Here is a 26,736-nt window from a genome sequence, read left to right as displayed (position 1 = left end):
TGATATGAATCAAAATTCATTCTTAAACTTATTTTATTGACGCGATCATTTCAGCTAAAAGCTGAGTGAAATTGTCGAATTCTCCATAGACAGATTCGCTAGCCGCACTGTCTCTGATTTCAAAAAGATCTTTTTTAGCATCGTATGTAAATAATGACATACCGTCTTCCCCTATAACTAAACGCTCTTGCAAGACAGGGTCCCTGTAAATGTCATTGTTTCTATAGTATTCATTGATAAGGAATATGTTTTTAATAGCAGGTTCAGGATTAGAAATACTAAACAGCCGCAGGCCGTTATACTCGAAACCATCCATATGCTTTAAAAAATCACCGTAGTCGGGTTGCTTTATTAACAGAAAATAGAACTCCCTTGCTATTTGATTGAGAATTAATGAGGGTGTGGAATGAACAGGCTTATTTAATATGCTATCGAAGAACTCTTTTTTTACAGGAGGTTCTATTTGATATGCTGAATTAATCATAAGCGTTTTTAATTCTATTACCATCTTGTTAAGATCTAATTTCACTGTTATACCTGTAAATCTATTTTAGCCGATAAATTGAAGTTGCTGGCATAACCCAGGGAATAATTCTACTTTCTCCCGGCACCATTCCTTTGGTTGCCTGGCGTTGCATGCCAGTCAAAACCTTGTGAAAAGGCTCATTTTCTATCAACGCAAGATTATCAAAACTATTATCGCCACTATCGTCTAATGGTAGTTTATGATGCACATTCCAGCCATCAGGAACAGCGCCTTGACGCATTTTCAAAATATCAGATGAGTTAAAAACCGCGGCTGCCTCAGAAGAGCTTGCCATCTGATGGAGAAAACTTTTTCTGACCGTGTTGTTAAACTCTTTCCTCATTAGTGCGGTTTCTGCTGACTCACGCTTCACATAATTGATTTTCTTTACTTCAAGGTTATGTAAGAATTTTGATTCGCCTCTAATTTTGCCTAAATAACCGTATATTTCCTCAAAATTAGCAGGCCGTTTCACCAACAGCATGGAGGCTGCGGCCATAACCGCGCCTGCCGTCTGCTCATTCAATACCTGCTCATAACCTTTTAAAGCATCGCCGCCTAACCGCTCTGCTGTCTCCCTGAACGCGTCAACATTGTTGTTGTAAACACCGCCAGCGGCAAGTAGGCGGCCTGCCGCTTTACTGTTAATCGTCTGGTATGCCGGTTTCTTGCCAGAGCCTGAAACGCCTTCAAAAACTGAACGAGCAAAACGGGTGGTGCGGGGCCTGCTGCTGCCGCATCGACATTTTACCGAATGGGTGAATGCCCTGATGATGTTTTCCGCCCCATTCCTTTCAAAGGCCCAAGGATTCGTACAGATAAGCTCGCCTTGTTCATCTATATAAAACAGCTGCCCGGGTGGACCAATGCGATCTAACATTACAATATTCCCGTTGAAAACAAGCTCCCTCATTCTTCTGTGTGTATTCAGGCCGTAAGTATAATTACTCTGATGGGCATAATTACGTGAACACTGCGGATGGGGCCGTAACCCTTCAATGTAATAATGTCCACGGTATCGATCGTCAAATTCATATTCTTGCTGAATATAATGCCAGGTGGCATATGGCTGAGCTATCAATTCATAATATTCTGGTTCAAGACTATCTCTTAATAAGTAGAAGAGATTGCAGCCAGGAAGGCTAAAGCTCATTACCAACTCCTTTGGTAACAAAAAATCCCGGTAATATTACCCCTCCTTACAAGCTGGTTAAAAAAGCATTTTATAGAGACCGCTATTTTAATGTTGAAGATCATAAAAGTAAGCGAATCTATGCTTTTTTATTACAGTTGGCTTGCAAAGCGAACAGCAATAAATTAATGACACAGGTTTTTCTCAGAGAGATTAATAATGGTTAACGTAAAGAGATCCTTTAATTACCTGTACCAACATAGCTAATCATCCCGGCAGGAATAATACAGAAATAATTAGCGGATTGGTTTACGTTTTTTTAATACGACAGTGTTGCGAAAAGCAACGGTAATAAACAAAAGGCCAGATCTTCTCCTCGTTTTATCCTCTGATGCTGAACCACGGCGGCGGCCTGCGTTAGCAAGAATTCCGTCACATATAGCTGTAGCGTTTGCGCATGATGTATACTCCGCGTTTTCCCGAGCAATGTATTGTATAAAAAATGTCCAAGATTGGTTTCATCTCGTTAGGCTGCCCGAAAAACCTGGTGGATTCTGAGCGCATCCTGACCGAACTGCGTACCGAAGGCTACGATGTCGTGCCGAGCTATGACGATGCCGACATGGTTATCGTTAACACCTGCGGTTTTATCGACAGCGCCGTTCAGGAGTCGCTGGAAGTGATCGGCGAAGCGTTAAACGAAAACGGCAAGGTGATTGTGACCGGCTGCCTCGGCGCGAAGGAAGATCAGATCCGTGAAGTGCATCCGAAAGTGCTGGAAATCACCGGACCGCACAGCTATGAGCAGGTGCTCAAGCACGTTCACCACTATGTGCCGAAGCCTAAGCACAATCCTTTCTTAAGCCTGGTGCCGGAACAGGGCGTGAAGCTGACGCCGCGCCACTATGCTTATCTGAAAATTTCTGAAGGCTGCAACCACCGCTGCACCTTCTGCATCATCCCGTCCATGCGCGGCGACCTCGACAGCCGCCCGATTGGCGATGTGCTGGCGGAAGCGAAGCGCCTTGTGGAAGCAGGCGTGAAAGAGCTGCTGGTAATCTCGCAGGATACCTCCGCTTACGGCGTGGATGTAAAACACCGCACCGGCTTCTGGAACGGCGAGCCGGTGAAAACCAGCATGGTCAGCCTGTGCGAGCAACTGGCGAAGCTCGGCGTCTGGGTGCGCCTGCATTATGTTTACCCTTACCCGCATGTGGATGAGGTGATCCCGCTGATGGCGGAAGGCAAAATCCTCCCCTATCTCGATATTCCGCTGCAGCACGCCAGCCCGCGTATTCTGAAACTGATGAAGCGCCCGGGTTCGGTAGACCGCCAGCTTGCGCGCATTAAACAGTGGCGTGAAATCTGCCCTGAGCTGACGCTGCGTTCCACCTTTATCGTGGGCTTCCCGGGTGAAACCGAAGAAGATTTCCAGATGCTGCTCGATTTCCTGAAAGAAGCGCGTCTCGACCGCGTCGGCTGCTTTAAATACAGCCCGGTCGAGGGCGCCACCGCCAACGATCTGCCGGATCAGGTGCCGGAAGAGGTGAAAGAAGAGCGCTGGAACCGCTTCATGCAGCTTCAGCAGCAGATCTCCGCCGAGCGTCTGCAGGAGAAAGTGGGCCGCGAGATCCTGGTTATCGTCGATGAAGTGGACGACGAAGGCGCCATTGGCCGCAGCATGGCGGACGCGCCGGAAATCGACGGCGCGGTCTACCTTAACGGCGAAACCAACGTGAAGCCGGGCGACGTGGTTCGCGTGAAGGTGGAAAACGCCGACGAATATGACCTGTGGGGCAGCCGCGTTTAAGGCTTGCCGCTGAAAAAAAGGCTGCCATCCGGCAGCCTTTTTTATTAGCCCTTAAGTCTGGGATCGAGCGCGTCGCGAAGGCCGTCGCCCAGCAGGTTAAACGCCAGCACCGTCAGGAAAATAGCGAGGCTTGGGAAAATAGCCACATGCGGCGCTATCACCATATCCGCGCGCGCCTCGTTCAGCATCGCGCCCCACTCCGGCGTTGGCGGCTGTGCCCCAAGGCCGAGGAACGAGAGGCTTGCCGCCGAGATAATCGAGGTGCCGATGCGCATGGTGAAATAGACCACAATGGACGACACCGTGCCCGGCAGAATGTGGCGAAACAGAATAGTCGCGTCGGAAGCGCCGATGCTGCGCGCCGACTCGATAAACGTCTGGTGCTTCAGCACCAGCGTGTTGCCGCGCACCAGGCGCGCAAAAGCCGGGATGCTGAAAATCGCCACCGCGATAATGACGTTCGCCATACCGCTGCCCATCACCGCCACCACCGCAATGGCGAGCAAAATGCCCGGAAACGCGAACAGCACATCGCAGATGCGCATAATAATGCGGTCCCACCAGCCTTCGTAATAGCCCGCCAGCAGCCCGAGCACCGTACCGATAAGCGCGCCGATAAGCACTGCGAACACCCCGGCCGCGAGCGAAATCTGCGCGCCGACCAGCACGCGGCTGAAAATATCGCGCCCGAGCGAATCGACGCCGAACCAGTGCAGCATCGACGGCCCTTCGTTGAGCCTGTCGTAGTCAAAATAGTTTTCCGCATCGAACGGCGCTATCCAGGGCGCGACTATCGCAAGGACAATCAGCAGCAACACAAACGCGCCGGCGATAAGCGCCACCGGCTGGCGTTTAAATCGTCGCCAGAATTCATGCCAGGGCGTGCGCACCTGCTGCGGGCGTATTGTCGGCATGGCGTTGAGAATGGCCTGTCGGCGCCAGTTGAAAAGTCGCATCCTTACTTGTACCTGATAGCCGGGTTAATGGCGGCGTAGAGCACATCCACCACTAAGTTGATAAGAATGAATTCCAGCGAGAAGAGCAAAACTTCCGCCTGAATCACGGGGTAATCGCGCATCTCGACGGAGTCCACCAGCAGACGACCAAGCCCCGGCCAGTTGAACACCTTCTCCACCACAATCGAGCCGCCCAGCAGAAAACCAAACTGCAGCCCCATCATGGTGATAACTGGGATCATGGCGTTGCGCAGGCCGTGTTTCAGAATTACCCATTTCTCGCTCACCCCTTTGGCGCGCGCGGTGCGCATATAATCCTCGCCCAGCACGTCCACGAACGAGGCGCGGGTGAAGCGCGCCATCACCGCCGCGACCGCCGCGCCAAGGGTAATGGAGGGCAGAATGTAGTGGCGCCAGCTGTCGGCGCCGACAGTCGGCAGCCAGCCCAGCTCTACGGAAAATACCTGCATCAGCAACATGCCGAGCGCGAAGGCAGGGAAAGAGATGCCAGAGACGGCGAGCGTCATGCTGATTCTGTCCGGCCAGCGGTTACGCCAGACGGCGGCGATAATGCCGGCGAACAGTCCGAACAGCACCGCCCAGACCATACTGGCGACGGTGAGCCAGAGCGTCGGCATAAAGCGGCTGGCTATCTCTTCCGATACCGGACGGCGTGACACCAGCGAGTTGCCAAAATCTCCCTGCGCAACGTGGCTAATGTAGTGCCAGAACTGCTGCCACAGCGGCTGATCCAGCCCTAGTTGCGCGCGCACCAGCGCGATAACCTCAGCATCGGCTTCGGGCCCGGCGATTAAGCGCGCCGGGTCGCCTGGCAGCATATGGACAAATAAAAACACCAGCACCGCCACGATAAGCAGCGTCGGGATAAGCCCCAGCAGGCGTTTTACGATGTAGTTAAACATGCGCAGCCCTGTCTCTGTCCTTCATAGTGTCTCCTGAAACTAAGTTTACCCGTAACATAGATAAATACGTATTTATAACGGTCCGCCGCAGCGGGTGACGCTTCGCTTACCGGGCTTATAAGGCGGTGCGGATAAGCGGTATTGTCCCTGTGATGCCCCGCTGCCCCTGCCAGGGAGAGAGGGGAAAAAAGCGCGCATGCCCGCTCGCCGACTGGTCCCCTCTCCCTGTTGGGGAAAGGGGGACGCGCTCTCTTATTTCAGATCCGCATTCTCGAAGCTAAACCCGGTATCCGGCATGACGTAGAAGTCGGTCAGAGATTTACTGTGGGCAGAAACCAGTTTCTCTACCACCAACGGCACCCAGGGCGACTCTTGCCAGATAATCTGCTGGGCATCTTTGTAGAGCTTCGCTTTCTGAGCGTTATCGGTGGTTTTCAGCGCGTCAGCGAGGTCGCTGTCCACCTGCTTGTTGCTGTAGAAGGCGGTGTTAAACAGCGTCGGCGGCCAGTTCTGGCTTGCGAAAAGCGGAGAAAGCGCCCAGTCCGCTTCGCCCGTTGACGCGGTCCAGCCGGTGTAGAACATCCGCACCCCGCTCTCTTTCTGGCCCTTGCCTTCTACTTCCGCCGCGCGCTGCCCGGCGTCCATCGCCGTGACTTTCGCCTTGATGCCCACCTGCGCCAACTGCTGCTGTGTAAACTGCAGCACTTTTTGCGCGGTGCTGTGGTTGTGAGACGACCAGAGCGTGGTGCTAAAGCCGTTCGGGAAACCCGCTTCCTTTAACAACTGACGCGCTTTAGCCGGGTCGTACGGCCAGGGTTGAAATTCCGCGGCGTAAGCGATGGAAGGCGGCACCACGCCCGTGGCGGGGGTGGCGTAACCGGCGAACGCCACTTTCACCAGCGCCTGGCGGTTAATGGCGTAGTTAATCGCTTCGCGCACTTTCGGGTTGTCGAACGGCTTTTGCGTCACATTCATGCTGATATAGCGCTGCATGATGGAAGGCGAAGCGACCAGCTCGAGCTTGTCGTTTTTCTCCAGCACCTTCGCCTGCTCATAAGGGATCGGGAAGGCGAACTGCGCCTCGCCGGTTTGTAGCATCGCCGCGCGGGTGTTGTTGTCCACCACCGGGCGCCAGGTGATGGAGTCGAGTTTCGGCAGCCCCTGCTGCCAGTAGCCGGCGAATTTCTTCACCTTCACGAAATCCGTCTGGTTCCAGGTCACCAGCTCATACGGGCCGGTTCCTACCGGGTGAAAACCAATCTCCTTGCCATATTTTTGCAGTGCGGCGGGCGAGATCATCGCCGTGGCCGGATGCGCCAGAATATTGATAAAGGCGGAGAACGGCTGTTTTAAGGTGATTTTTACGGTACTCGGGTCCAGCGCCTCGGTGCTGGCGATGTTTTTATAAAGGTTGTAGCGCTTAAGGTGGTTATCCGGGTTGCTGGCGCGGTCGAGATTCGCCTTCACCGCCGCAGCATCAAACGCGCTACCGTCCTGGAACTTCACGCCGGAACGCAGCTTGATGGTATAAACGAGGCCATCGTCAGAGACGGTATAACTTTCCGCCAGCACGTTCTGCAGCTTCATGTCTTTATCAAGACCAAATAACCCCTGGTAGAACGACTTTGCCACCGCCTGCGACAGCGTATCGTTCGCGTCGTACGGGTCGAGCGTTGTGAAGTTCGAAGCGACCGCCACCACCACATCTTTAGCGGCGAAGGCGGGCGCGGCGGCCAGCGCAGAAGCGACACCCACGGCGGCGAGCCATTTACGCGTTGTGTGTTGAGTCATATTGTTATTCTCCTTATTGTCCCTGCCTTGATGAATTAATAGTGGTGCGAAGCGCCGCCAATCGCGTGACGCGCCACAAAATGGCCCGGCCCTACCGCCACCAGCGGCGCGACGAACGGCTCATCGCCGCGCTTGCGGGTGGCGCTAGGGATCTCATCGGACAGCAGCACCGGCTGGCGGCGCGGATGATCCGGGTCGGCGACGGGCACCGCCGCCATCAACTTGCGGGTGTAGGGGTGCTGTGGGTTTTCAAACACCGCCCGACGCGGCCCTATCTCCACAATTTGCCCAAGGTACATCACCGCTACCCGATGGCTGATGCGCTCAACAACAGCCATATCGTGCGAAATAAATAAAAAGGCGATGCCGAATTCCCGCTGTAAGTCGAGCAGCAGATTGATAATCTGCGCGCGGATAGAGACATCGAGCGCGGAAACGGACTCGTCGGCGATCACCACTTTCGGGTTCAGCGCCAGCGCCCGGGCGATACAAATACGCTGCCGCTGACCGCCGGAAAATTCGTGCGGATAGCGCCAGGCGTGCTCGGGCTTCAGGCCAACGCGCTCCAGCAGCCAGGCCACGCGCTGCTGCGCCGCCTCGTTGCCCATCATCTTGTGCACCAGCAGCGGCTCCATAATGGAATAGCCCACAGTCAGGCGCGGGTCGAGCGAAGCGTAAGGATCCTGAAAGATAATCTGGATATCGCGACGCACCGGCTGCAGGGCGCTCTGGGGCAGCGTATCGATACGCTTGCCGGCAAAGGTGACGCTGCCGCCCTGGGTTTCCACCAGCCGCAGCAGCGCGCGCCCGGTAGTGGATTTACCGCAGCCCGACTCCCCCACCAGCGAGAGCGTTTCGCCCGGCCAGAGATCAAAGCTGACTTTTTCCACCGCATGCACTTCGCTTTTCACGCGGTTGAGAATGCCGCTGCGCACCGGGAAGCGGGCCACCAGCTCCCGCACCTGCAGAATGGGGCCGCTGTCGGGCAATACCGTATCCTGCGCGCTTTCAGGCAGCGCAATGCCTGCGCGCTCGCGAAAATCCTGTGGGAATTTTTGCGGCAGGTCGGTGCCATTCATGGCGCCAAGGCGCGGCACCGCCGCCAGCAGCTTTTTGGTATAGGGGTGCTGGGGGGCGCTGAAAATCTCCCGTACGCTGCCGGTTTCCACCGCTTCGCCCTGATACATAACCAGCACGCGGTCGGCCATATTCGCCACCACGCCCATATCGTGGGTGATAAAAATCACCCCCATCGCCATCTCTTCCTGCAAAACCCGAATAAGCTGGAGGATTTGCGCCTGGATAGTGACATCCAGCGCCGTGGTCGGCTCATCGGCTATCAGCACCGCCGGGCGGCAGGAGAGCGCCATGGCTATCATGACCCGCTGGCGCATGCCGCCTGAAAGCTGATGCGGGTAGCGCTCAAGAATGCTTTCCGCTTCGGGAATGCGCACCAGCTCCAGCATGCGTTTCGCCTCCCGCAGCGCTTTCTCGCGGCTGAATCCCTGATGCAGGCGGATAGACTCGGCTATTTGCTCGCCCACCGGAAAAACCGGGTTTAACGAGGTCATCGGCTCCTGAAAAATCATCGCCATGTCAGCGCCGCGCACCGAGCGCATTTGCGACTGGCTCATTTCGCGCAGATCGATAACCTGTTTATTACGACGGCGCAGCAGTAAGCGCTCGCTCTGCGTCTCTCCGCCTGCCTGTTCGATAAGGCGCATCAGCGAAAGCGCGGTAACCGATTTGCCGGAGCCGGATTCGCCAACGATGGCGAGCGTTTCGCCGCGCCGCAGGTCGAAAGAGAGCTGGCGCACCGCGTCGGTAACCTGCTCCTGCTGGCGAAAACGTACCGTTAAACCGGTAACCGAGAGCACCTGATCTTCAGGCAATGCGTGACTGTATGGCACCGGAACTCCTTATTCGCGATAGATCCCAACGCAGGGCGCATCGCCCACGTAACCAAAACCGCGATACATCCCTTCGCTATTGAAGGGCATCGCCACGTTGCCTTCCCGGTCGATAGCAATAATGCCGCCGCTGCCGCCAAGGGCGGGCAGCTTCTCCATCACCACCCGCTCGCTCGCCTGTTGCAGGCTCAGCCCGGCGTACTCCATTAGCGCGGCAATATCGTAAGCCGCAAGCGTTCGGATGAAGGTTTCACCCGTACCGGTGGCGGAAACCGCGACGCTGGCGTTATTGGCGTAACAGCCCGCGCCAGGCAGCGGAGAGTCGCCTACCCGGCCTGGCAGTTTATTCGTCATGCCGCCAGTGGAGGTGGCCGCCGCCAGATTGCCATGCTCATCGAGCGCCACGGCGCCGACGGTGCCGAACTTCTGCTCTTCATCCAGCGGACCGCCATCGTGATCGAGCAGCGTCTGGTCCTGCGCTTTGGCGCGCTCAAGCTGCTCCCGACGTTCAGGGGTGGAGAAAATCGAAGGCGAGACGGGCGTAACGCCATGGTCAAAGGCAAACTGCTCCGCGCCCTCGCCAATCAGCAAAACGTGAGGGCTTTGCTCCATCACCAGGCGAGCGGCCAGCACCGGATTGCGCAGGCGGCTTACGCCCGCCACCGCGCCCGCTTTCAGGGTATGACCGTCCATGACGCAGGCGTCCAGCTCATGCGTCCCTGCGCGGGTAAAGACCGCACCGATACCCGCGTTAAACAGCGGGCACTCTTCGAGCAGCCGTACCGCTTCGGTCACCGCATCCAGCGCACTGCCGCCTTGCGCCAGTATCGCCTGCCCCGCCTCGATGACGCCTGAGAGCGCCTCAATATACCGTTGCTCTTGCCCTGGGCTCATTTGCGCCCGGGCAAGGGCCCCTGCCCCGCCATGTATGGCGATTACCGCTTTAGCCATTGATCCATCGCTCTGATTTTGTGACACGGCCGTACTTTTTTTATAAATATCATTATCGTTGCCGCGACTTAATATGAAATTTGAATATAGAAAGAGGCCAATGTGATGTAAAGCCCGCGCGCGGCTCACAACGCGACACCTGCCTATCTCTTACCCTTTCTGCCATAATGGGCGCTTTCCTTTTTCCCGCGCAGGAGTAATAAGATGGAACCTACCGCCGGACTGATGGCGCTCGACGTCGCCCTTGAAAAGATGCTGTCGCGTCTTTCCCCTCTTACCGAATCCGAAACGTTGCCGCTGCTGCACTGCTTCGGCCGCGTGCTGGCGCGCGATATTACTTCGCCCCTCGACGTGCCGGGGTTTGATAACTCCGCCATGGACGGCTACGCCGTGCGCTTAGCCGATCTTGCGCTGGAAAAACCGCTGCCCGTGGCGGGCAAGGCGTTCGCCGGCCAGCCGTTTCGCGGCGAATGGCCCGCAGGCAGCGTTATCCGCATCATGACCGGCGCGCCTGTGCCTGCGGGATGCGAGGCGGTAGTGATGCAGGAAGACGCCGAGGTTACGGAGGCGGGCGTGCGCTTCAGCGCAGCGGTTCGCGCCGGACAGAATATCCGTCTGCGCGGGGAAGACATCGCGAAAAATGCGGTGGTGTTAAAAGCGGGCCAGAAAATGAGCGTAGCGCAGGTGCCCATTCTCGCCTCGCTGGGTATCGCCGCCGTAGAGGTCGTGCGAAAAATTCGCGTGGCGGTCTTCTCCACCGGCGACGAGCTGCGTCTGCCGGGTGAACCGCTGGGTGAAGGAGAGATTTACGATACCAACCGCCTGGCGGTGCATCTGATGCTCGAACAGCTCGGCTGCGAGGTGATTAACCTTGGCATTATCCGCGACGACCCGGCGGCGCTTCGCGAAGCGTTTATCGAGGCGGACCGTCAGGCGGATGTGGTGATAAGTTCCGGCGGCGTTTCGGTGGGCGAAGCGGATTACACCAAAACCCTGCTGGAGGAACTGGGCGAAATCGGCTTCTGGAAGCTTGCCATCAAGCCGGGCAAGCCCTTCGCCTTTGGCCGTCTGCCGCACAGCTGGTTCTGCGGCCTGCCGGGCAATCCGGTTTCCGCCGCCCTCACCTTTTATCAGCTGGTGCAGCCGCTGCTGCTGACGCTGTCCGGCGCAGAGCCGGTTGCGCCGCGTCGTCTGAAGGTGCGCGCAGGCGGTCGCTTTAAAAAATCGCCAGGCCGCCTCGACTTTCAGCGCGGCGTGCTGCGCACCGGCAAGGACGGCCAGCCGGAAGTGGTGACCACCGGCCATCAGGGCTCGCACATTTTTAGCTCTTTCAGCCAGGGCAACTGTTTTGTGGTGCTGGAGCGCGAGCGCGGCAACGTCGAGCCCGGCGAGTGGGTGGATGTCGAGCTCTTCAATCACCTGTTCGGAGGCTAACCGTGGAAGCGCTGACCGACGCTGAAATGCTGCGCTATAACCGGCAGATTATCCTGCGCGGCTTCGACTTTGACGGCCAGGAGCGGCTGAAGGCGGCGCGGGTGCTGGTGGTGGGGCTGGGCGGGCTCGGCTGCGCCGCCGCGCCTTACCTTGCCGCGGCGGGCGTGGGCCATCTCACGCTGCTGGATTTCGACACCGTGGCGCTCTCCAATTTGCAGCGCCAGATTTTGCACCGCGACGCCGCTGTCGGTACGCCGAAAGTGGATTCTGCCCGCGCCATGCTGGAAGCTATCAATCCGCACGTCGCCATTGAAACGGTTAACGCCATGCTGGATGACGCGGCGCTCGGCGAGCTTATCGCCCGCCACGATTTGGTGCTCGACTGCACCGACAACGTGGCGGTGCGCAATCAGCTAAACCAGGGTTGCTTTACCCATAAGGTGCCGCTGGTTTCGGGCGCAGCTATCCGCATGGAGGGGCAGATAAGCGTTTTCACTTATCAGCCTGATGAGCCCTGCTATCGCTGCCTGAGCCGCCTGTTTGGCGAAAACGCCCTGACTTGCGTGGAAGCGGGCGTCATGGCGCCGCTGGTGGGGATTATCGGCTCGTTGCAGGCGATGGAAGCCATTAAAGTACTGGCGCAGTACGGCGAGCCGTGCCGGGGAAAAATGGTGATGTACGATGCCCTGCGCTGCCAGTTCCGGGAGATGAAGCTGCCCCGCAACCCCGCCTGCGAGGTGTGCGGCGGGAAGTAAAAGAGTATCAGGCATGCTTATCGCGCGCCTGGCCGAAGCGCTTATCCGGCCAGGCGCGAAAACCGCCCCCGTGGCGGTTTTTTTATGGGCTTAATCATAGAGGCCGTCGCGTTGCACTGCGGTGTGGCCCTTGCCGGGGCGGATGCGGCGAACCGAGTCGCGCACCACCAGCGTGCCGTTCAGCAACAGCGTGCCGCAGGCCGCCTGCGGGCGAACCAGCCGATGCTGCAACATTCGCACCGCTTCTTCTCCCAGTTCGTCGCGCGGCACATGCACCGCCGTCAGCGGCACATCCTGAATCGCCGCGAGGTTAAAACCGTCAATGCTCATCACTGAGATGTCCTGCGGCACCCGCAGCCCCGCTTTTTGCAGGGCGTTCACCGCTCCCTGCGCCATAAAATCGCCCCCCACCAGCAGCGCGCTGGGCAACGGCCCGGCAAGGGTCGAGAGATACTCCGCCACCAGCGCTTCGCTCTCTTTGGCGCTGAAGCTTTGCGCGGCAATGAGGTTCCGCTCTTCATCGAAGCGCAGATTGTGCGCCTCCCAGGCATCCCGGATGCCCGCCAGGCGAAGCTCCATGGTGTAACGGCGCAGGCAAAGCAGATTCACCACCTCCCGGTGGCCCATTTCAAACAGATAACGCGCGGCGAATTCGCCAATCAGACGGTGATCCGGCGCCACCGCGGGCAGGCGCATCCGGCTGTCGCGGCTGTTAATTAACACGCAGGGCTTCCCAAGGTCGGCGGCCAGATCGTGAATATGCGGATCGTCAATGCCCAGCAGGATAGCCGCCTCGGTTTCCGCTTCGTTCATGCGGGCCAGAAACAGGTTGGCGTCGCTGTCATTCTCCTCCAGAGCGCAGTAGCGCAGCCGGACTTCATACGCGTCCAGCGCGCTGCTGATGCGCTGGATAACGCGGTGGTAAAAGATGTCGGAGCGTTCATCAAAAGCGCGCTGCGGCGCGAACACCACCAGGCTGTTGAGCAACATTCTGCCTGCGGCCATGTCGTCCATCACCCCAAGCTGCGCCGCGCAGGCGCGCACCTTGAGCCGCGCTTTTTCACTGGTGTTGGCTTTGCCTGCCAGCACGCGCGAAACGGTGCTGACAGAAAGCCCGGTTTGCGCCGCGATTTCGGCGATTTTTAACTTTTTACTCATTTTGTGATCCATCTCCAGTTGTGAAATGAATAAATTCTCATGAGCGAAAAAGCCTGTGATAGTGGGCCATAAAGTCACTCATTTCAGCGACAGAAAGAGTTTATGAGAATTTTTGCATAAATTACACTACTACCATTCCAGCCCTTCCCCTACTCTCAAATCGTGACCCGCTTTTTGTCGCGCCACTTTTCGTTTAACCCTACATAAAAACGCGTTGATTCAAAGAGATAACTAAATCTCTGCCGCCTTTGCCGCCAGGGCGAAGGCGCACAATCCGAACAGGTACGCCAACGCCAACCGAACGTGGAGAGAGAAATGAGTCAAGGTATAAATCAGGAGATGACGGCGGTGAAAAGCAAACGCGTCATCCGCAACCTGCGCTGGTGGGTGTTGGTGCTGTTTTTAATGGGCGTTACCGTTAACTACATTACCCGCAACTCGCTGGGCATTCTGGCGCCGGAGCTGAAAACCAGCCTTGGCATTACTACCGAACAATATTCCTGGATAGTCGGCGCGTTCCAGCTTGCCTATACCGTTTTCCAACCGCTGTGCGGCTGGCTTATCGACGTTATCGGCCTCAAGCTCGGCTTTCTGATTTGCGCCTCGCTCTGGGCGCTGATGTGCATTCTTCACGCCGGCGCGGGAAGCTGGCTGCATCTGGCCATTCTGCGCTTTTTGATGGGCGGCGCGGAAGCCGCAGCCACCCCGGCTAACGCCAAAACGCTGGGCGAATGGTTCCCGAAAAAAGAGCGTCCGGTGGCGGCTGGCTGGGCTGGCGTCGGCTTTTCCATCGGCGCGATGCTCGCGCCGCCGATTATCTACTTCGCGCACGCCACCTTCGGCTGGCAGGGCGCGTTCCTTTTCACCGGCATTCTGGCGCTGGGCTGGGTGATTTTGTGGTGGCTCTTTTACCACAACCCCGAGCAGCACCCCCGTCTTGGCAAAGAAGAGCTGGCCTTTATTAAGCAGGACAACGAGCCGCCGGCGGTGAAACTGCCGTTCTTCACCGCGCTGAAAACCGTGTCGAAAAACAAGCGCTTCTACGGCATCGCTATCCCGGCGTTTATGGCTGAACCCGCCTGGGCGGTGATGAGCTTCTGGGTACCGCTTTATCTTGCCAAAGAGCACGGCATGGATCTCAAGCAAATCGCCATGTTCGCCTGGCTGCCCTTCCTCGCCGCCGACCTGGGCTCTGTCGCCAGCGGCTATCTGACGAAGCTTTACGTACGCTGGTTTGGCTGCACCCGGGTTAACTCGGTAGTGGCAAGCTCCGTGACGGGCGCGTTCCTGATGATCTCGCTGGCAATTGTCACCCTCACCCGCGACCCGTATATCACCATTGTGCTTATCTCCATCGGCGGTTTCGGCCACCAGATTATCTCCTGCATGCTGAGCGCGCTGGTGGTGGAGTCGTTCGATAAGGGCCAGATGGCGACGGTGAACGGCATGCGCGGCTCCTGCGCGTGGATAGCCAGCTTTATTTTCTCGCTGATTATCGGCGTTACCGCCGACAAAATCGGCTTTAACCCGCTCTTTATCGCCATGGGCTTCTTCGACCTGATTGGCGCCTTCTTCCTTATCGCTTTTATTGCTGAACGCCGCGCAAAACGCGCCTGAAATGGATAGTTAAGATGAAAACGCTCAAACACTGGACATTAACGCAGTCAGACAAGCACCACGTCGAGTTAACGGTGGATGGAGAACATCGGCTTTGCCTCTATGTGCTGGAGCACGGAATGTTCCGCGTGCTGGTCAAACGCCGCGGCGAACTCGCCCTTAACCGCACCTGGAGCATCGCCCCGCAAAATGATGTGCCCTGGGAAGGACGCGAACGGGAAAGCGTTGCGGGCTTCAGCCTGCCTGGCTTTACGCTGGAAGAGACGCCGGAGCGATTGGTTATCGCTACCGATAAGCTTCGCGTGACGGTGCATCAGCCGCTGTGGCTTGAGTGGCACTACCGCGACGAGGCGGGTGACTGGCAATTCCTGACCGCCGACCGGCGCACCAGCGCCTACCTGCTGAACGCGCATGGCGACGGTGTGGCGCACTACCAGCATCGTCAAAAAACGGACCGCTTTTACGGGCTTGGCGAAAAGGCCGGGCCGCTTGAGCGCACCGGCAAGCGTTACGAAATGCGTAATCTGGATGCGATGGGCTACAACGCGGCGAGCACCGACCCGCTCTATAAGCACATTCCCTTCACCATTACGCGCCGCGATGACGTCAGCTTCGGCCTCTTTTATGACAACCTGAGCAGCTGCTGGCTTGATCTCGGCAATGAAATTGATAACTACCACCAGCCCTATCGCCGCTGGCAGGCGGAAGCGGGCGATATCGACTATTACCTGTTCGTCGGCCCGCGCGTGCTGGATGTGACGAAAACGTTCGTCCGCCTCACCGGCAAAACCTTCTTCGGGCCAAAATGGAGCCTTGGCTACAGCGGCTCAACGATGCACTACACCGACGCGCCGGATGCGCAGAACCAGCTGATGAACTTCATTCGCCTGTGCGAGGAGCATGCAATTCCGTGCGATTCATTCCAGCTCTCCTCAGGCTATACCTCCATCAACAACAAGCGTTACGTCTTTAACTGGAACTATGACAAAGTGCCGCAGCCGAAAGCGATGAGCGGCGCGTTTCACGAAGCGGGGCTAAAGCTTGCCGCCAATATCAAGCCATGCCTGTTACAGGACCATCCGCGCTATCACGAGGTGGCGAACAAGGGGCTGTTTATTCGCGATTCCGAAAGCGACGCGCCGGAGCGCTCAAGCTTCTGGGACGATGAAGGTTCGCACCTCGATTTCACTAACCCGGCGGCGATCGCCTGGTGGCAGGAAGGGGTAACGACCCAACTGCTCGAGATGGGCATTGATTCAACCTGGAACGATAACAACGAATATGAAGTGTGGGACGGCGAAGCGCGCTGCCATGGCTTTGGCTCTCCCCTCGCCATTAAGCATATTCGTCCGGTAATGCCGCTGTTGATGATGCGCGCCTCGATGGAAGCGCAGCAGCGTTTCGCGCCGGAAAAACGCCCCTATCTGATTTCCCGCTCCGGCTGTGCGGGCATGCAGCGCTATGTGCAGACCTGGAGCGGCGACAACCGCACCAACTGGGACACGCTGCGCTATAACATCCGCATGGGCGTAGGGATGAGCCTTTCGGGGCTGTACAACGTAGGTCACGACGTGGGCGGTTTTTCAGGCGATAAGCCGGACGCGGAGCTGTTCGTGCGCTGGGTGCAAAACGGTGTTATGCACCCGCGTTTCACCATTCACTCCTGGAACGACGACCAGACGGTTAACGAGCCGTGGATGTACCCGGCGGCGACGCCTGCCATCCGCGCGGCGATTGAGCTGCGCTACCGGCTGCTGCCTTACCTTTATACGCTGCTGTGGCAGGCGCACGCCGACGACGAGCCGATGCTGCGCCCGACGTTCCTCGATCACGAGCATGACCCGCAAACCTTCGCTGAATGCGACGAGTTTATGCTGGGGCGCGATTTGCTGGTGGCAAGCGTGGTGGAACCCGGTCAGCGCGAGCGTAAGCTCTGGCTGCCGGATAACGCCGCGGGCTGGTATGACTTTTACACCGGCGCCTGGTATTCCGGCGGTCAGTGGGTGACGCTTAACGCGCCGCTGGAAACTCTGCCGCTGCTGGTGCGTGCAGGCGCGGGCCTGCCGCTCTCTTCCCGCCTGCATCATGTCGATGCGCAGCGCGACGACCAGCGTGCGTTAACCCTTTTCCCGCTGAAAGGCGCAGGCGAAGCAAGCGGCCAGCTGTTTGAAGACGACGGCGAATCCTGGGGATATAAAGAAGGCAATGCGCTGTGGGTGAACTGGCGGATGAAATGCAGCGCCGATGAAATTCATCTGACGCTCTCCGCCACCGGCGACTACCGCCCGGCGTGGCGCGAACTTCACGTCACGCTGCCGCCCGGCGAAACGCGCCGCCTGGTGATTAACGGCGAAGAGACGGATGCCTGGGCGCTCTGACGGGGCGTAACGAGAAAAGGCGGGCCAATGGCCCACCTTTTTACGGCGTGGAGCGTATCGCGGGTGGCGCTTCGCTTACCCGCTCTGCGAAATTTTTTTCTGGTTTTTCCCTCAGCCAGCCCTTTCCTGCCGCTTAGCCTATGGATTTCGCGTTGCGGCAAGGCGGCAAGCCTGCAAATCCCCGGGAGCTTACTCTGGTAAGTGACCGGGGTGCGCAGGCGCTGCCAATGCCGCTGCGGCGCGAAAGACGACGGGAAAGTTATTCGATGCCTTTGCTGCGCAGGTAATCTTCGTACCCACCGGAGAAATCCACTACGCGCTCTGGCGTAATTTCCAGTACGCGGGTGGCCAGCGAGCTGACAAACTCGCGGTCGTGAGAGACGAAGATCAGCGTGCCCTGATACATTTCCAGCGCGGCGTTGAGCGACTCGATAGATTCCATATCGAGGTGGTTGGTCGGTTCGTCCATGATCAGGATGTTCGGTTTTTGCATCATGAGCTTGCCGAACAGCATACGGCCTTTCTCGCCGCCGGAGAGCACTTTCGCCGGCTTTTTAATGTCGTCCTGGCTGAAGAGCAAACGTCCCAGAATGCTGCGCACCGCTTGCTCGTCGTCCCCTTCCTGCTTCCACTGGCTCATCCAGTCGAATACGGTGAGGTCATTTTCGAACTCATATTCATGATCCTGGGCGTAGTAGCCAATCTGCGCGTTTTCAGACCATTTTACGGCGCCGTTGTCCGGCTGCAGTTCGCCTACCAGCGTTTTTAGCAGGGTTGATTTACCCACGCCGTTAGCGCCCAGAATGGCCATTTTCTCGCCCACTTCCAGCAGCAGGCCGACATGTTTAAACAGCGGGCCGTTGTCGAAGCCTTTGGTCAGCGCTTCCACTTCCAGCGCGTTACGGAACAGCTTCTTGTCTTGCTCGAAGCGAATAAACGGGTTCTGACGGCTGGAGGCTTTTACCTCTTCCAGCTTGATTTTATCAATCTGACGGGCGCGGGAGGTCGCCTGACGGGACTTGGAGGCGTTGGCGCTAAAGCGGCTAACGAAGGATTGCAGGTCGGCAATCTGCGCTTTCTTCTTGGCATTATCCGCCAGCAGACGTTCGCGCGCCTGGGTCGCCGCCGTCATGTATTCGTCGTAGTTGCCCGGGTAAACACGCAGCTCGCCGTAATCGAGATCCGCCATATGGGTGCAGACCATGTTCAGGAAGTGACGGTCGTGCGAAATGATTATCATGGTGCTTTCACGCTCGTTCAGCGTCTGCTCCAGCCAACGGATGGTGTCGATGTCCAGGTTGTTGGTCGGTTCGTCAAGCAGCAGGATATCGGGGTTGGAGAAGAGCGCCTGCGCCAGCAGCACGCGCAGCTTCCAGCCTGGCGCCACTTCGCTCATCGGCCCGTAATGCTGCTCCAGCGGAATGCCCACGCCAAGCAGCAGTTCGCCCGCGCGGGCTTCTGCGGAGTAACCGTCCATCTCGCCATACTGCACTTCAAGGTCGGCCACTTTGTAGCCATCTTCCTCGCTCATTTCCGCAAGGCCGTAAATGCGGTCGCGCTCCTGCTTCACTTCCCACAGCTCGGCGTGGCCCATTATCACGGTATCCAGCACGGTGTACTGCTCAAAGGCGAACTGATCCTGGCGCAGCTTACCGATGCGCTCGTTTGGGTCGAGGGAAACATTACCGGCGGAAGGCTGGAGATCGCCGCCGAGAATTTTCATAAAGGTGGACTTGCCGCTCCCGTTAGCGCCAATCAGGCCGTAACGGTTGCCGCCGCCAAATTTGACGGAAATGTTTTCAAACAGCGGCTTACTGCCGAACTGCATGGTGACGTTGCTGGTAACTAACACGGGATTGTCCTGCGAAAAAGTGTGATAAACCCCGCAGTATGCCACAACTCCTAATTTAATTCGCCCGGTGAATGAGGCGGCTAAAATGTAAACGAGGGAAAAAAATGTGATTTCATACACATCTGAATTCCCAGGGGGGGAGAATGCACATATAATGCGCTCCCGTATCGGTTTGTCCCTTTAATACACGGCCAGTCTGGCACACAACTTCGCATAAGATGAATATGAAATTACGTACGCTTTTAGTGGCAGCTTTTGCTGTTGTCGGTTTTTGCAAAACCGCCGCTGCCGTGACTTATCCTTTACCAACGGACGGCAGCCGCCTGGTTGGTCAAAACCAGATTATTACCATTCCTGAAGGCAATACGCTGCCGCTCGAAGATTTCGCGGCGCAGTATCAGTTGGGCCTCTCCAACATGCTGGAAGCCAACCCGGGCGTGGACCCGTACCTGCCGAAAGCCGGTACTATCCTTAATATTCCGCAGCAGCTGATCCTGCCGGATACCCCGCACGAAGGCATTGTGATTAACAGCGCCGAGATGCGCCTCTACTACTATCCGAAAGATACGAATACGGTCATCGTCCTGCCAATCGGTATCGGCCAGCTGGGTAAAGATACCCCGATGAACTGGGTGACCAAGGTGGAGCGCAAGAAAGCGGGCCCGACCTGGACGCCGACGGCCAAAATGCATGCGGAATACGCCGCCGCGGGCGAACCGCTGCCAGCCGTCGTACCGGCGGGTCCGGATAACCCGATGGGCCTGTACGCGCTTTACATCGGCCGCCTGTACGCGATTCACGGCACTAACGCCAACTTTGGCATCGGCCTGCGCGTGAGCCACGGCTGCGTGCGTCTGCGTAACGACGACATCAAGTTCCTGTTTGAAAACGTGCCGGTCGGCACCCGCGTGCAGTTTATCAACGAGCCGGTAAAAGCAACCACCGAGCCGGACGGCAGCCGTTACATTGAGGTGCACAATCCGCTCTCCACCAGCGAAGATCAGATCAACAACAACGAAGTTGTGCCTGTTACGCTGACCAGCGCGGTGCAAAACGTCGCCAGCCAGTCTGACGTCGATCAGAACGTCGTTGAGCAGGCTATCCAGAACCGCTCCGGTATGCCGGTGCGTCTGAACTAAGCTTACCGATACGCATTAATGAAAACGGCGGGTGCATAACCCGCCGTTTTTTTATCCGTGGTTCACCACAATAATGCCGCCGTGATCGTAGCGGTAATGGCAGTGCGCATATTCCAGCGGCGTGCCGTCATCCAGATAGACCACCTGCTCAACCTCCAGCACCGGGTCGCCGGGTTCGCAATTGAGGTAGCGCTGATCCTGTTCATTGGGTTTTAACGCCCGCACCACCCGCCAGGAGCCCATCAGCTTCAGATCCAGCGTCTCCTGTACATAGCGGAACACCGAGCTTTCGAGATGGCTTTTGTTAAGTCCTGGCACTAGCTGCACCGGCATCAGCGTGAACTCCAGCGACACCGGCTCGCCATCCAGCAGGCGCAGGCGGATAAAGTCATAGACCGGCGCGTCGGCGTCAATCAGCAGCGACGCCTGCTCTTTTTCGTCCGGAAAGCGCAGCTCGAACTTAATCACCTGGCTTGTAACGGTACCGACATTCTCCCAGGTTTTGGTGGCGCCGAAATAGTCGCTGCCCGGCAGATCCCATTGCGAGAGTTGCAGAAAATTCTTGCGGATAAAGGTGCCGAGCCCCTGGCGCGTATAGACCAGACCTTCGACGATTAACTGGCGCATCGCCTGTTGAATGGTCATCCGGCTGGTGTTGAACTCCTGCGCCAGCGCGAACTGGTCAGGCAGCGGCAGGTGGGCTGGGTACTGCTGGCTCATGATGCGCTTTTTGATTTCCCGCGCGATAGTGATGTATTTCGCCGCCATCCGCCGTTCCTTCTGTTATGCTGATTATTCCGCTATCCCACTGTTTTTTAAAGCCACTCGCTCGGCAACTTTGAGGAAAGGCAGGTAGAAGAATACACCAAAGACGATGATGATCAACTGAACCACCACCGCCCGCCAGTCCCCGGCGGTCGCGAGCCAGGCGCTGAGCACCGGCGGCGTGGTCCAGGGGATCATCACCACGCAACGCGACATCAGACCGAGGCTGGTGCAAGCCCAGGCGAAGAAAATACCGATGGCGGGCAGCAGCACGAACGGGATCATCAGCGGCAGGTTGAAGACAATCGGCAGGCCGAAAATGACCGGTTCGTTGATATTGAACAGTCCGGGCGAAATGGCAAGCCGCGCCACCTGCTTCGACGATTTCTGCCGGGCGAAGATAAAGATGGCGATAAGCAGCGACAGCGTGCTGCCGGTGCCGCCAATCATGCCGAATGTCGGCACAAAGATGTTGTTGATGATATGCGGAATGGGCTGCCCGTTGGCGAAGGCCAGCATATTCTCGTTGGTGTTGATGAGCAGAAACGGCTCCAGCACCACGCTGTTAACCACCGACTGGTGAATGCCAAGCGTAAACAGGAAATTGCCGAAGCTGTAAATAAAGAGCGTGCCGGGCAGGCTGGTGTTCACCAGCCGCAGCGGCTGCTGGATAAGCGTGGTGATGAGATGAATGAGATCGGTATGCAGCACGGCGGCCAGCAGCGCTGCGATAACGGCGAAGCTCGACAGCGTGAGGATAGTGGGCAGCAGCGCCGAAAACGATTTGCTCACCGCGGGCGGCACGTTCTCTCCCAGCGAAATATCCAGCGCTTTGATACCTGAGATGCGGATAAACAGCTCGGTAGCCACCAGGCCAATCAACACCCCGGCGAAAATGCCGGTTGAGCCGATGTTGGCGTAGGAGAGCGCCTGAGTCACGCGCACCGCGCGCTCGCCGCCCTCCGGCACCAGCTCCAGCCGCATGGGCATCATGATAATAAAGCTGCACAGGGCGATCACCACTGCCGAAACCGGGTTATCGAAATTGCGGTTGCGCGCCAGCGCCCAGGCGATCATTGGCGCTATCAGCAGCGCGGCGATATTCAGCGTGCCATTGATAATTGCTTCGCCCCAGATTTTAAAGCGCGCCAGCGTTTCGCCCTCCATCACCCAGGGAAAGACCACGTTATTGATAAGCACCGCCAGGCCGGCCAGGATAAAGACCGGCATCACCATGGCGAAGGCGTCCCGCAGCGAACGCAAATGCACCTGTCCGGCGAGGCGGGCGGAATAGTCGACGAACCTGTCGACAAAGGACTGCATCTTCGGTGTTATGTTTGCTTCAGACATTATCAAGCTCCCCCTGTTAATCAGCCGCTTACCGCCCGCTCGCCCGTTACAACGCCTCGCCGTTGCTGCGAATCGCCTGTTTCAGCCACGCGTAGCTCTTTTTTGGCACCCGTTTAAGATCTTTGAGGTCGTGGTTTTCCCGGTTCACATAGACCACGCCGTAGCGCTTGCGCATATCGCCCTGCGAACTAAGGATGTCGATAAGCCCCCATCCGAGATAGCCCAGCACCTGCGCGCCATCGCTGAAAATGGCCTCTTTCATCGCCTGAATATGGTCGCGGTGGTAGGCGATGCGGTAGCTGTCTTCGACAGGGTTGACGCCATCCCATGATTCAATGACGCCAATGCCATTTTCGATAGGGAAGACCGGCAGCCGCCAGTCGTTGTAATAGCGGGTGATGATGGTGCGAAAGCCGAGCGGGTCTATCTGCCAGTTCCATTCCGTCGCCTTCAGATAGGGGTTCGGCTTATCGCCGTACAGCAGGTAGTCGTTAACCGGCGCGTCGTGCGGAATGGCGTCGCTGTCGAGGGTTTTGCTGGCATAGTAGCTGAAGGCCATAAAGTCGTTTTTCATCTGCTCCAGCCGCGCCAGATCCTCTTCGCGGAAGATATCCTGAAACCCTTCCCGCGCCGCTACCGCCATGACCGCCGGGCTGTAGCCCTGGCCTGCAAAGGCGCGCAGCAGGTTCTGATTGAGAAATTCGTCATACTGCTGGGCGCAGAAAACATCCCGCGGTTTGCAGGTCGCCGGGTAGACAAGCTGGTGCGCCAGCATGCCGCCCATGAGCTTGCCTGGATAGTTCTCGTGCAGATAATGGGTGAGATGGCAATGCGCCATCATCACGTGATGCTGAATTTGATAGAGCTCGCGCAGCGTCTTTTCGCCGCTTAAATAGCCCGCCACCTTAAACGCCTCGGGCATGTGATAGATATTCTGTTCGTTGAAGGTAAGCCAGTAGGTCACCCGGTCGCCGAAGCAGTCGATCATCTTGCGCCCGTAGCGCACAAAGGCCTCCATAACCTTGCGGTCGGTAAAGCCGTTGTATTTGCGCGCCAGCGCCAGCGGCATATCAAAGTGATAGAGGCAGATCATCGGTTCGATGCCGCGCGCCAGCAGGCCGTCAATAAAACGTTCATAAAAGGCAATGCCCTGCGGGTTGAACTCGCCGTCGCCCTCCGGGCAGACCCGGCTCCAGGCTATCTGAAAGCGGTAGCAGTTCATGCCCAGATCCTGCATCAGGTCGAAGTCCTCTTCGTAGCGATGATAGGAATCGGTGGCGACTTTCCAGTCAGACGCGAATTCGCTGGCTTCACGGATGTCGTACACCGACATCCCCTTTCCTTCTTCATCCCATGCGCCTTCGGTCTGCATACTGGAAACGGAATTTCCCCACAAAAAGCCTTCTGGCAGTTTCTGCGTCATGCTCGCTCTCCTCGATAGTCATGTAAAGTCATTAAAAGTATATGACTAGTCATATAGACGATGACGATAAGTCAAACAAAAAGCACGTGGCTATTTTGTGAACAGAGTCGAAAAAGCGCAGCATAAAAAAGGCGGCGAGGTTGCCCTCGCCGCCTGAGCGGGTGTGGTGAAAAATCAGGAAGGTGTTAGCTGATTGCGGCGGTATTCCCCCTGCCGCTCCAGCATCCAGCCGGGATATTCAGGCGGCAGCGCGCTGACGGCGTTGAGCTGGTTAAGCTCGTCTTCGTTCAGATGAATCTCCGTGGCGGCGATATTGTCGCTGAGCTGTTCCGGCCGTTTGGCGCCAATGATCACGCTGCTGACCACCTGCTGGTGCAGCAGCCAGGCCAGCGCGATTTGCGCCACCGATACGCCTCGCGCGTCGGCGATAGCGCGCATCACGTCCACACAGTCGAAAGCGCGGTCTTTATTGACCGGCGGGAAGTCGAAATTCAGGCGGCGCGACCCGGCTTCGCCCTCGCCTTCACGGCTGTATTTGCCGCTCAGCAAACCGCCCGCCAGCGGGCTCCAGACCATTAATCCCAGCCCTTCGCTTTGCAGCATCGGCGCCAGTTCGCGCTCAAGGTCGCGCCCGGCTATGGTGTAGTAAGCCTGAAGCGAGGCGAAGCGCTCAAGCCCGAGACGCTGCGAAATGCCCAGCGCCTTCATGATTTGCCAGGCTGCCCAGTTGGAAACGCCGATATAGCGAACGTGGCCGTGCCTCACCAGGTTATCCAGCGCGTAAAGCGTCTCCTCGATGGGCGTGGCCGGGTCGAAGCCGTGCAGTTGATAGAGATCGATATGATCAAGCTGCAGGCGCTGAAGGCTCTCTTTCACGCTGTTCATAATGTGATAGCGCGACGAACCGCGTGAATTAACTCCTGCGGTGCCGGTTTCACCAAAGACTTTGGTGGCGACCACCACGTTTTCCCGCGGCACCTGAAGATTTTTCAGCGCCTGGCCGGTAATGATTTCCGAGCGTCCTTCCGAATAGACATTCGCGGTGTCGATGAAGTTAATGCCCGCATCCAGCGCGCTGCCGACCAGCTTATCCGCCTCGCTCTGCCCCAGCTGGCCGATTTTGGCCCACATACTTTCACCTTCGCCGCCGAACGTCATGGTGCCAAGACAGAGTTCAGAGACAAACAGCCCGGTATTACCCAGTTTGTTATAACGCATAGAACAGCCCTCGTCGGTTAATCGATGTCAGGAACTCTTATCGTTATACACGCCCTGGTGAAAACAGAGGGAGTGAATTTCTGCTCATCTCTTGCCTAATCCTCTGAACTTAGCCGCGCGGCGCTTCGCCAAAGACAGCATAGTCAGGCAACCGCACATTCTGGTAAGGCTCCCAGCCGCCGCCAAGCGCTTTGTAGAGCGCCACTAAATCAAGGCTGCTCTGCACCCGCGCCTGGGCGCGCTGCTCTTCAGCCTGCGCCAGCTGGCGCTGGGCGTCGAGCACGTCAAGGAAGGTCGCAATGCCCTTGCGATAGCTGTCGTTGGCCAGATCAAAAGCGGTTTGCAACGCTTCGATGGTGTTATTCAGCCCCGCTTCACGCTGCTGGTCGGTGCGATAACTCACCAGCGCGTTTTCCACATCGGAAAGCGCGGTCAGCACCGTCTGGCGATACTGCAGCACGGCGGCGCCCTGCTCGGCGCGGGCGACCTTCACGCTGGAGACCAGCCGTCCGCCCTGGAAAATGGGAATGGAAATCTGCGGGCCGAAACTGTAGAAATGGCTGCTCCAGTCAGTCAGATAATCCGCTTCGCTGTTGCGCAGGCCAAACTGCCCGGTAAGGGAAAGGCTCGGGAAAAGCTGCGCTACCGACACGCCGATCTGCGCGGTGGCGGCGTGCAGGTTCGCCTCAGCTTCACGCACGTCGGGGCGACGGCGCGCAAGCGTGGAGGGCACGCCGACCGGCACAATCTCTGGCAGTTTTGGCAGCGGCTGCACATTTTGCAGCTCGCTGTCGAGCGCGCCCGGCGGCTTGCCGAGCAGCACCGCCAGGCCGTTCATCGCCTGGCGCGCCTGCGCCTGATACTGCGGCAGCTGCGCCTGCAGATTGCCGAGCTGGGCGCGGGCGTTCTCCACGTCCAGCTGCGGGGAAAGCCCGCCGCGCTGGCGGCTTTCGGTCAGCTCCAGCGTCTGCTGCGCCGAGGCGATCTGCGCGTTCAATGTGTTGATGATGCTTTGCGCGCCGCGCAGCTGTAGCCAGGCGCGGGCCACTTCCGCTTCAAGCGAGACCAGCGCGTCGTTGCGCTGTTCAATCGCCGCCTGCTGTTGCGCCTGCGCCGCCTCCACCTGACGCCGCACCCGGCCCCAGAGGTCAATCTCCCACTGGGCGTCGAAGCTGCCCTGATAAAGGTTGATGGGCTGGGTCAGCGGCCCCAGCGCGCCGGCGATTTGCGGGTCGACATCATCGAGTTGGCCGTAAACATCATGCGATTTCAGCTCTCCCTTCAGCCCCAGTTGCTGGCGTGTGGCGCGAAGGTTGCCGTTGACCGCCGGGAAAAATGCGCCGCCCGCCTGGGTAATTTGTTCACGCGCGCCGGCGATGCGCAGCACCGTTTGCTGCAGCGACAGGTTGCCGGCAATCGCGCGCTCAATCAGGCTGTCCAACTGCGGCGAGTTAAACGCGCGCCACCAGCGGGGATCGGGGGCTGTGGACTGCGCTCGGGAGGCGACGCCCGCTTGATTCTGGCGGGTGGTTTCACCAAACGCGCCGGGGGTGACGGGCTTTGCGCCCTGATAATCCGGCCCTACGGCGCAGCCCGCCGCCAGCAAGGCAAGCGCGATGGCGGGTTGAAAAATCACTCTCCTGGACAT

Annotated in this window: 20 protein-coding genes; 6 read left to right on the top strand and 14 right to left on the bottom strand. The window is 57.7% G+C overall.

Annotation, left to right across the window (positions count from 1 at the left end):
* Nucleotides 1-28: 28 nt before the first annotated feature.
* Both IEX01_RS02930 and IEX01_RS02925 read right to left on the bottom strand, forming a co-directional pair.
* Nucleotides 29-529: a YrhA family protein gene (locus IEX01_RS02930; RefSeq protein WP_229701803.1), complete on the bottom strand. Its 501-nt coding sequence runs from the start codon at nucleotides 527-529 to the stop codon at nucleotides 29-31.
* A 16-nt stretch (nucleotides 530-545) separates the two neighbouring features.
* On the bottom strand, nucleotides 546-1,679 hold the full coding sequence (locus IEX01_RS02925) for a DUF8093 domain-containing protein (protein ID WP_188723241.1): 1,134 nt from the start codon (nucleotides 1,677-1,679) through the stop codon (nucleotides 546-548).
* A 481-nt stretch (nucleotides 1,680-2,160) separates the two neighbouring features.
* Here IEX01_RS02925 and rimO point away from each other — a divergent pair, with 481 nt between their 5' ends.
* Nucleotides 2,161-3,468 carry a 30S ribosomal protein S12 methylthiotransferase RimO gene (rimO, locus tag IEX01_RS02920; protein ID WP_188723240.1) on the top strand — a complete coding sequence of 436 codons (1,308 nt, stop codon included), beginning with the start codon at nucleotides 2,161-2,163 and terminating at the stop codon, nucleotides 3,466-3,468.
* A gap of 44 nt (nucleotides 3,469-3,512) precedes the next feature.
* On the opposite strand, the gene gsiD is transcribed toward rimO, so the two are convergent.
* From gsiD to iaaA, 5 genes are all read right to left on the bottom strand, one after another.
* Complete coding sequence (gene gsiD, locus IEX01_RS02915) at nucleotides 3,513-4,424, bottom strand: glutathione ABC transporter permease GsiD (RefSeq protein ID WP_024559643.1); 912 nt, start codon at nucleotides 4,422-4,424, stop codon at nucleotides 3,513-3,515.
* Between the two features lie 2 nt (nucleotides 4,425-4,426).
* A complete protein-coding gene (gsiC, locus tag IEX01_RS02910; RefSeq protein WP_024559642.1) occupies nucleotides 4,427-5,347 on the bottom strand; it encodes a glutathione ABC transporter permease GsiC in 921 nt (306 codons plus the stop codon).
* 252 nt (nucleotides 5,348-5,599) lie between these two features.
* Nucleotides 5,600-7,138 carry a glutathione ABC transporter substrate-binding protein GsiB gene (gene gsiB, locus IEX01_RS02905; protein ID WP_024556011.1) on the bottom strand — a complete coding sequence of 513 codons (1,539 nt, stop codon included), beginning with the start codon at nucleotides 7,136-7,138 and terminating at the stop codon, nucleotides 5,600-5,602.
* A 35-nt stretch (nucleotides 7,139-7,173) separates the two neighbouring features.
* Nucleotides 7,174-9,048: a glutathione ABC transporter ATP-binding protein GsiA gene (gsiA, locus tag IEX01_RS02900; RefSeq protein ID WP_024559641.1), complete on the bottom strand. Its 1,875-nt coding sequence runs from the start codon at nucleotides 9,046-9,048 to the stop codon at nucleotides 7,174-7,176.
* 9 nt (nucleotides 9,049-9,057) lie between these two features.
* Nucleotides 9,058-9,999 (bottom strand): beta-aspartyl-peptidase, encoded by a 942-nt coding sequence (gene iaaA, locus IEX01_RS02895; protein WP_024556009.1) that lies wholly within the window; start codon nucleotides 9,997-9,999, stop codon nucleotides 9,058-9,060.
* A 204-nt stretch (nucleotides 10,000-10,203) separates the two neighbouring features.
* On the opposite strand from iaaA, the gene moeA reads away from it, so the two are divergent.
* Together moeA and moeB are read left to right on the top strand one after the other, a co-directional pair.
* Nucleotides 10,204-11,433, top strand: a complete 1,230-nt coding sequence (moeA, locus tag IEX01_RS02890; protein WP_188723239.1) for a molybdopterin molybdotransferase MoeA — start codon at nucleotides 10,204-10,206, stop codon at nucleotides 11,431-11,433.
* A 2-nt stretch (nucleotides 11,434-11,435) separates the two neighbouring features.
* A complete protein-coding gene (moeB, locus tag IEX01_RS02885; protein ID WP_188723238.1) occupies nucleotides 11,436-12,188 on the top strand; it encodes a molybdopterin-synthase adenylyltransferase MoeB in 753 nt (250 codons plus the stop codon).
* A gap of 90 nt (nucleotides 12,189-12,278) precedes the next feature.
* Here the strand turns inward: moeB and IEX01_RS02880 are convergent, their stop codons facing one another.
* On the bottom strand, nucleotides 12,279-13,346 hold the full coding sequence (locus IEX01_RS02880; protein WP_029592318.1) for a LacI family DNA-binding transcriptional regulator: 1,068 nt from the start codon (nucleotides 13,344-13,346) through the stop codon (nucleotides 12,279-12,281).
* Nucleotides 13,347-13,649: 303 nt separating this feature from the next.
* Between IEX01_RS02880 and IEX01_RS02875 the strand changes: the two genes are divergently transcribed.
* Nucleotides 13,650-14,963, top strand: coding sequence for an MFS transporter (locus IEX01_RS02875; RefSeq protein ID WP_325938060.1), 1,314 nt, complete (start codon nucleotides 13,650-13,652; stop codon nucleotides 14,961-14,963).
* Nucleotides 14,964-14,977: 14 nt separating this feature from the next.
* On the top strand, nucleotides 14,978-17,341 hold the full coding sequence (locus tag IEX01_RS02870; RefSeq protein ID WP_188723237.1) for a glycoside hydrolase family 31 protein: 2,364 nt from the start codon (nucleotides 14,978-14,980) through the stop codon (nucleotides 17,339-17,341).
* A gap of 259 nt (nucleotides 17,342-17,600) precedes the next feature.
* On the opposite strand, the gene IEX01_RS02865 is transcribed toward IEX01_RS02870, so the two are convergent.
* Nucleotides 17,601-19,193 carry an ABC-F family ATPase gene (locus tag IEX01_RS02865; protein ID WP_024556003.1) on the bottom strand — a complete coding sequence of 531 codons (1,593 nt, stop codon included), beginning with the start codon at nucleotides 19,191-19,193 and terminating at the stop codon, nucleotides 17,601-17,603.
* 218 nt (nucleotides 19,194-19,411) lie between these two features.
* On the opposite strand from IEX01_RS02865, the gene ldtB reads away from it, so the two are divergent.
* Nucleotides 19,412-20,332, top strand: a complete 921-nt coding sequence (ldtB, locus tag IEX01_RS02860) for a L,D-transpeptidase (protein ID WP_024556002.1) — start codon at nucleotides 19,412-19,414, stop codon at nucleotides 20,330-20,332.
* A 51-nt stretch (nucleotides 20,333-20,383) separates the two neighbouring features.
* Here ldtB and IEX01_RS02855 read toward each other — a convergent pair whose 3' ends face one another.
* The 5 genes from IEX01_RS02855 to IEX01_RS02835 all read right to left on the bottom strand — a co-directional run bounded on the left by IEX01_RS02855 (nucleotide 20,384) and on the right by IEX01_RS02835 (nucleotide 26,736).
* Complete coding sequence (locus IEX01_RS02855) at nucleotides 20,384-21,100, bottom strand: GntR family transcriptional regulator (protein WP_048888376.1); 717 nt, start codon at nucleotides 21,098-21,100, stop codon at nucleotides 20,384-20,386.
* Nucleotides 21,101-21,124: 24 nt separating this feature from the next.
* Nucleotides 21,125-22,447: a PTS sugar transporter subunit IIC gene (locus tag IEX01_RS02850; protein WP_048888375.1), complete on the bottom strand. Its 1,323-nt coding sequence runs from the start codon at nucleotides 22,445-22,447 to the stop codon at nucleotides 21,125-21,127.
* A 46-nt stretch (nucleotides 22,448-22,493) separates the two neighbouring features.
* Complete coding sequence (locus IEX01_RS02845; RefSeq protein WP_188723236.1) at nucleotides 22,494-23,870, bottom strand: glycoside hydrolase family 1 protein; 1,377 nt, start codon at nucleotides 23,868-23,870, stop codon at nucleotides 22,494-22,496.
* 174 nt (nucleotides 23,871-24,044) lie between these two features.
* On the bottom strand, nucleotides 24,045-25,088 hold the full coding sequence (locus tag IEX01_RS02840) for an aldo/keto reductase (RefSeq protein WP_188723235.1): 1,044 nt from the start codon (nucleotides 25,086-25,088) through the stop codon (nucleotides 24,045-24,047).
* Between the two features lie 109 nt (nucleotides 25,089-25,197).
* Nucleotides 25,198-26,736: an efflux transporter outer membrane subunit gene (locus IEX01_RS02835; protein WP_188723234.1), complete on the bottom strand. Its 1,539-nt coding sequence runs from the start codon at nucleotides 26,734-26,736 to the stop codon at nucleotides 25,198-25,200.

This window comes from Franconibacter daqui (assembly GCF_014644275.1).
Lineage (GTDB): Bacteria > Pseudomonadota > Gammaproteobacteria > Enterobacterales > Enterobacteriaceae > Franconibacter > Franconibacter pulveris.
The sequence above is the reverse complement of the archived record's forward strand: the minus strand, read 5'-3'. Positions and strand labels throughout refer to the sequence as shown.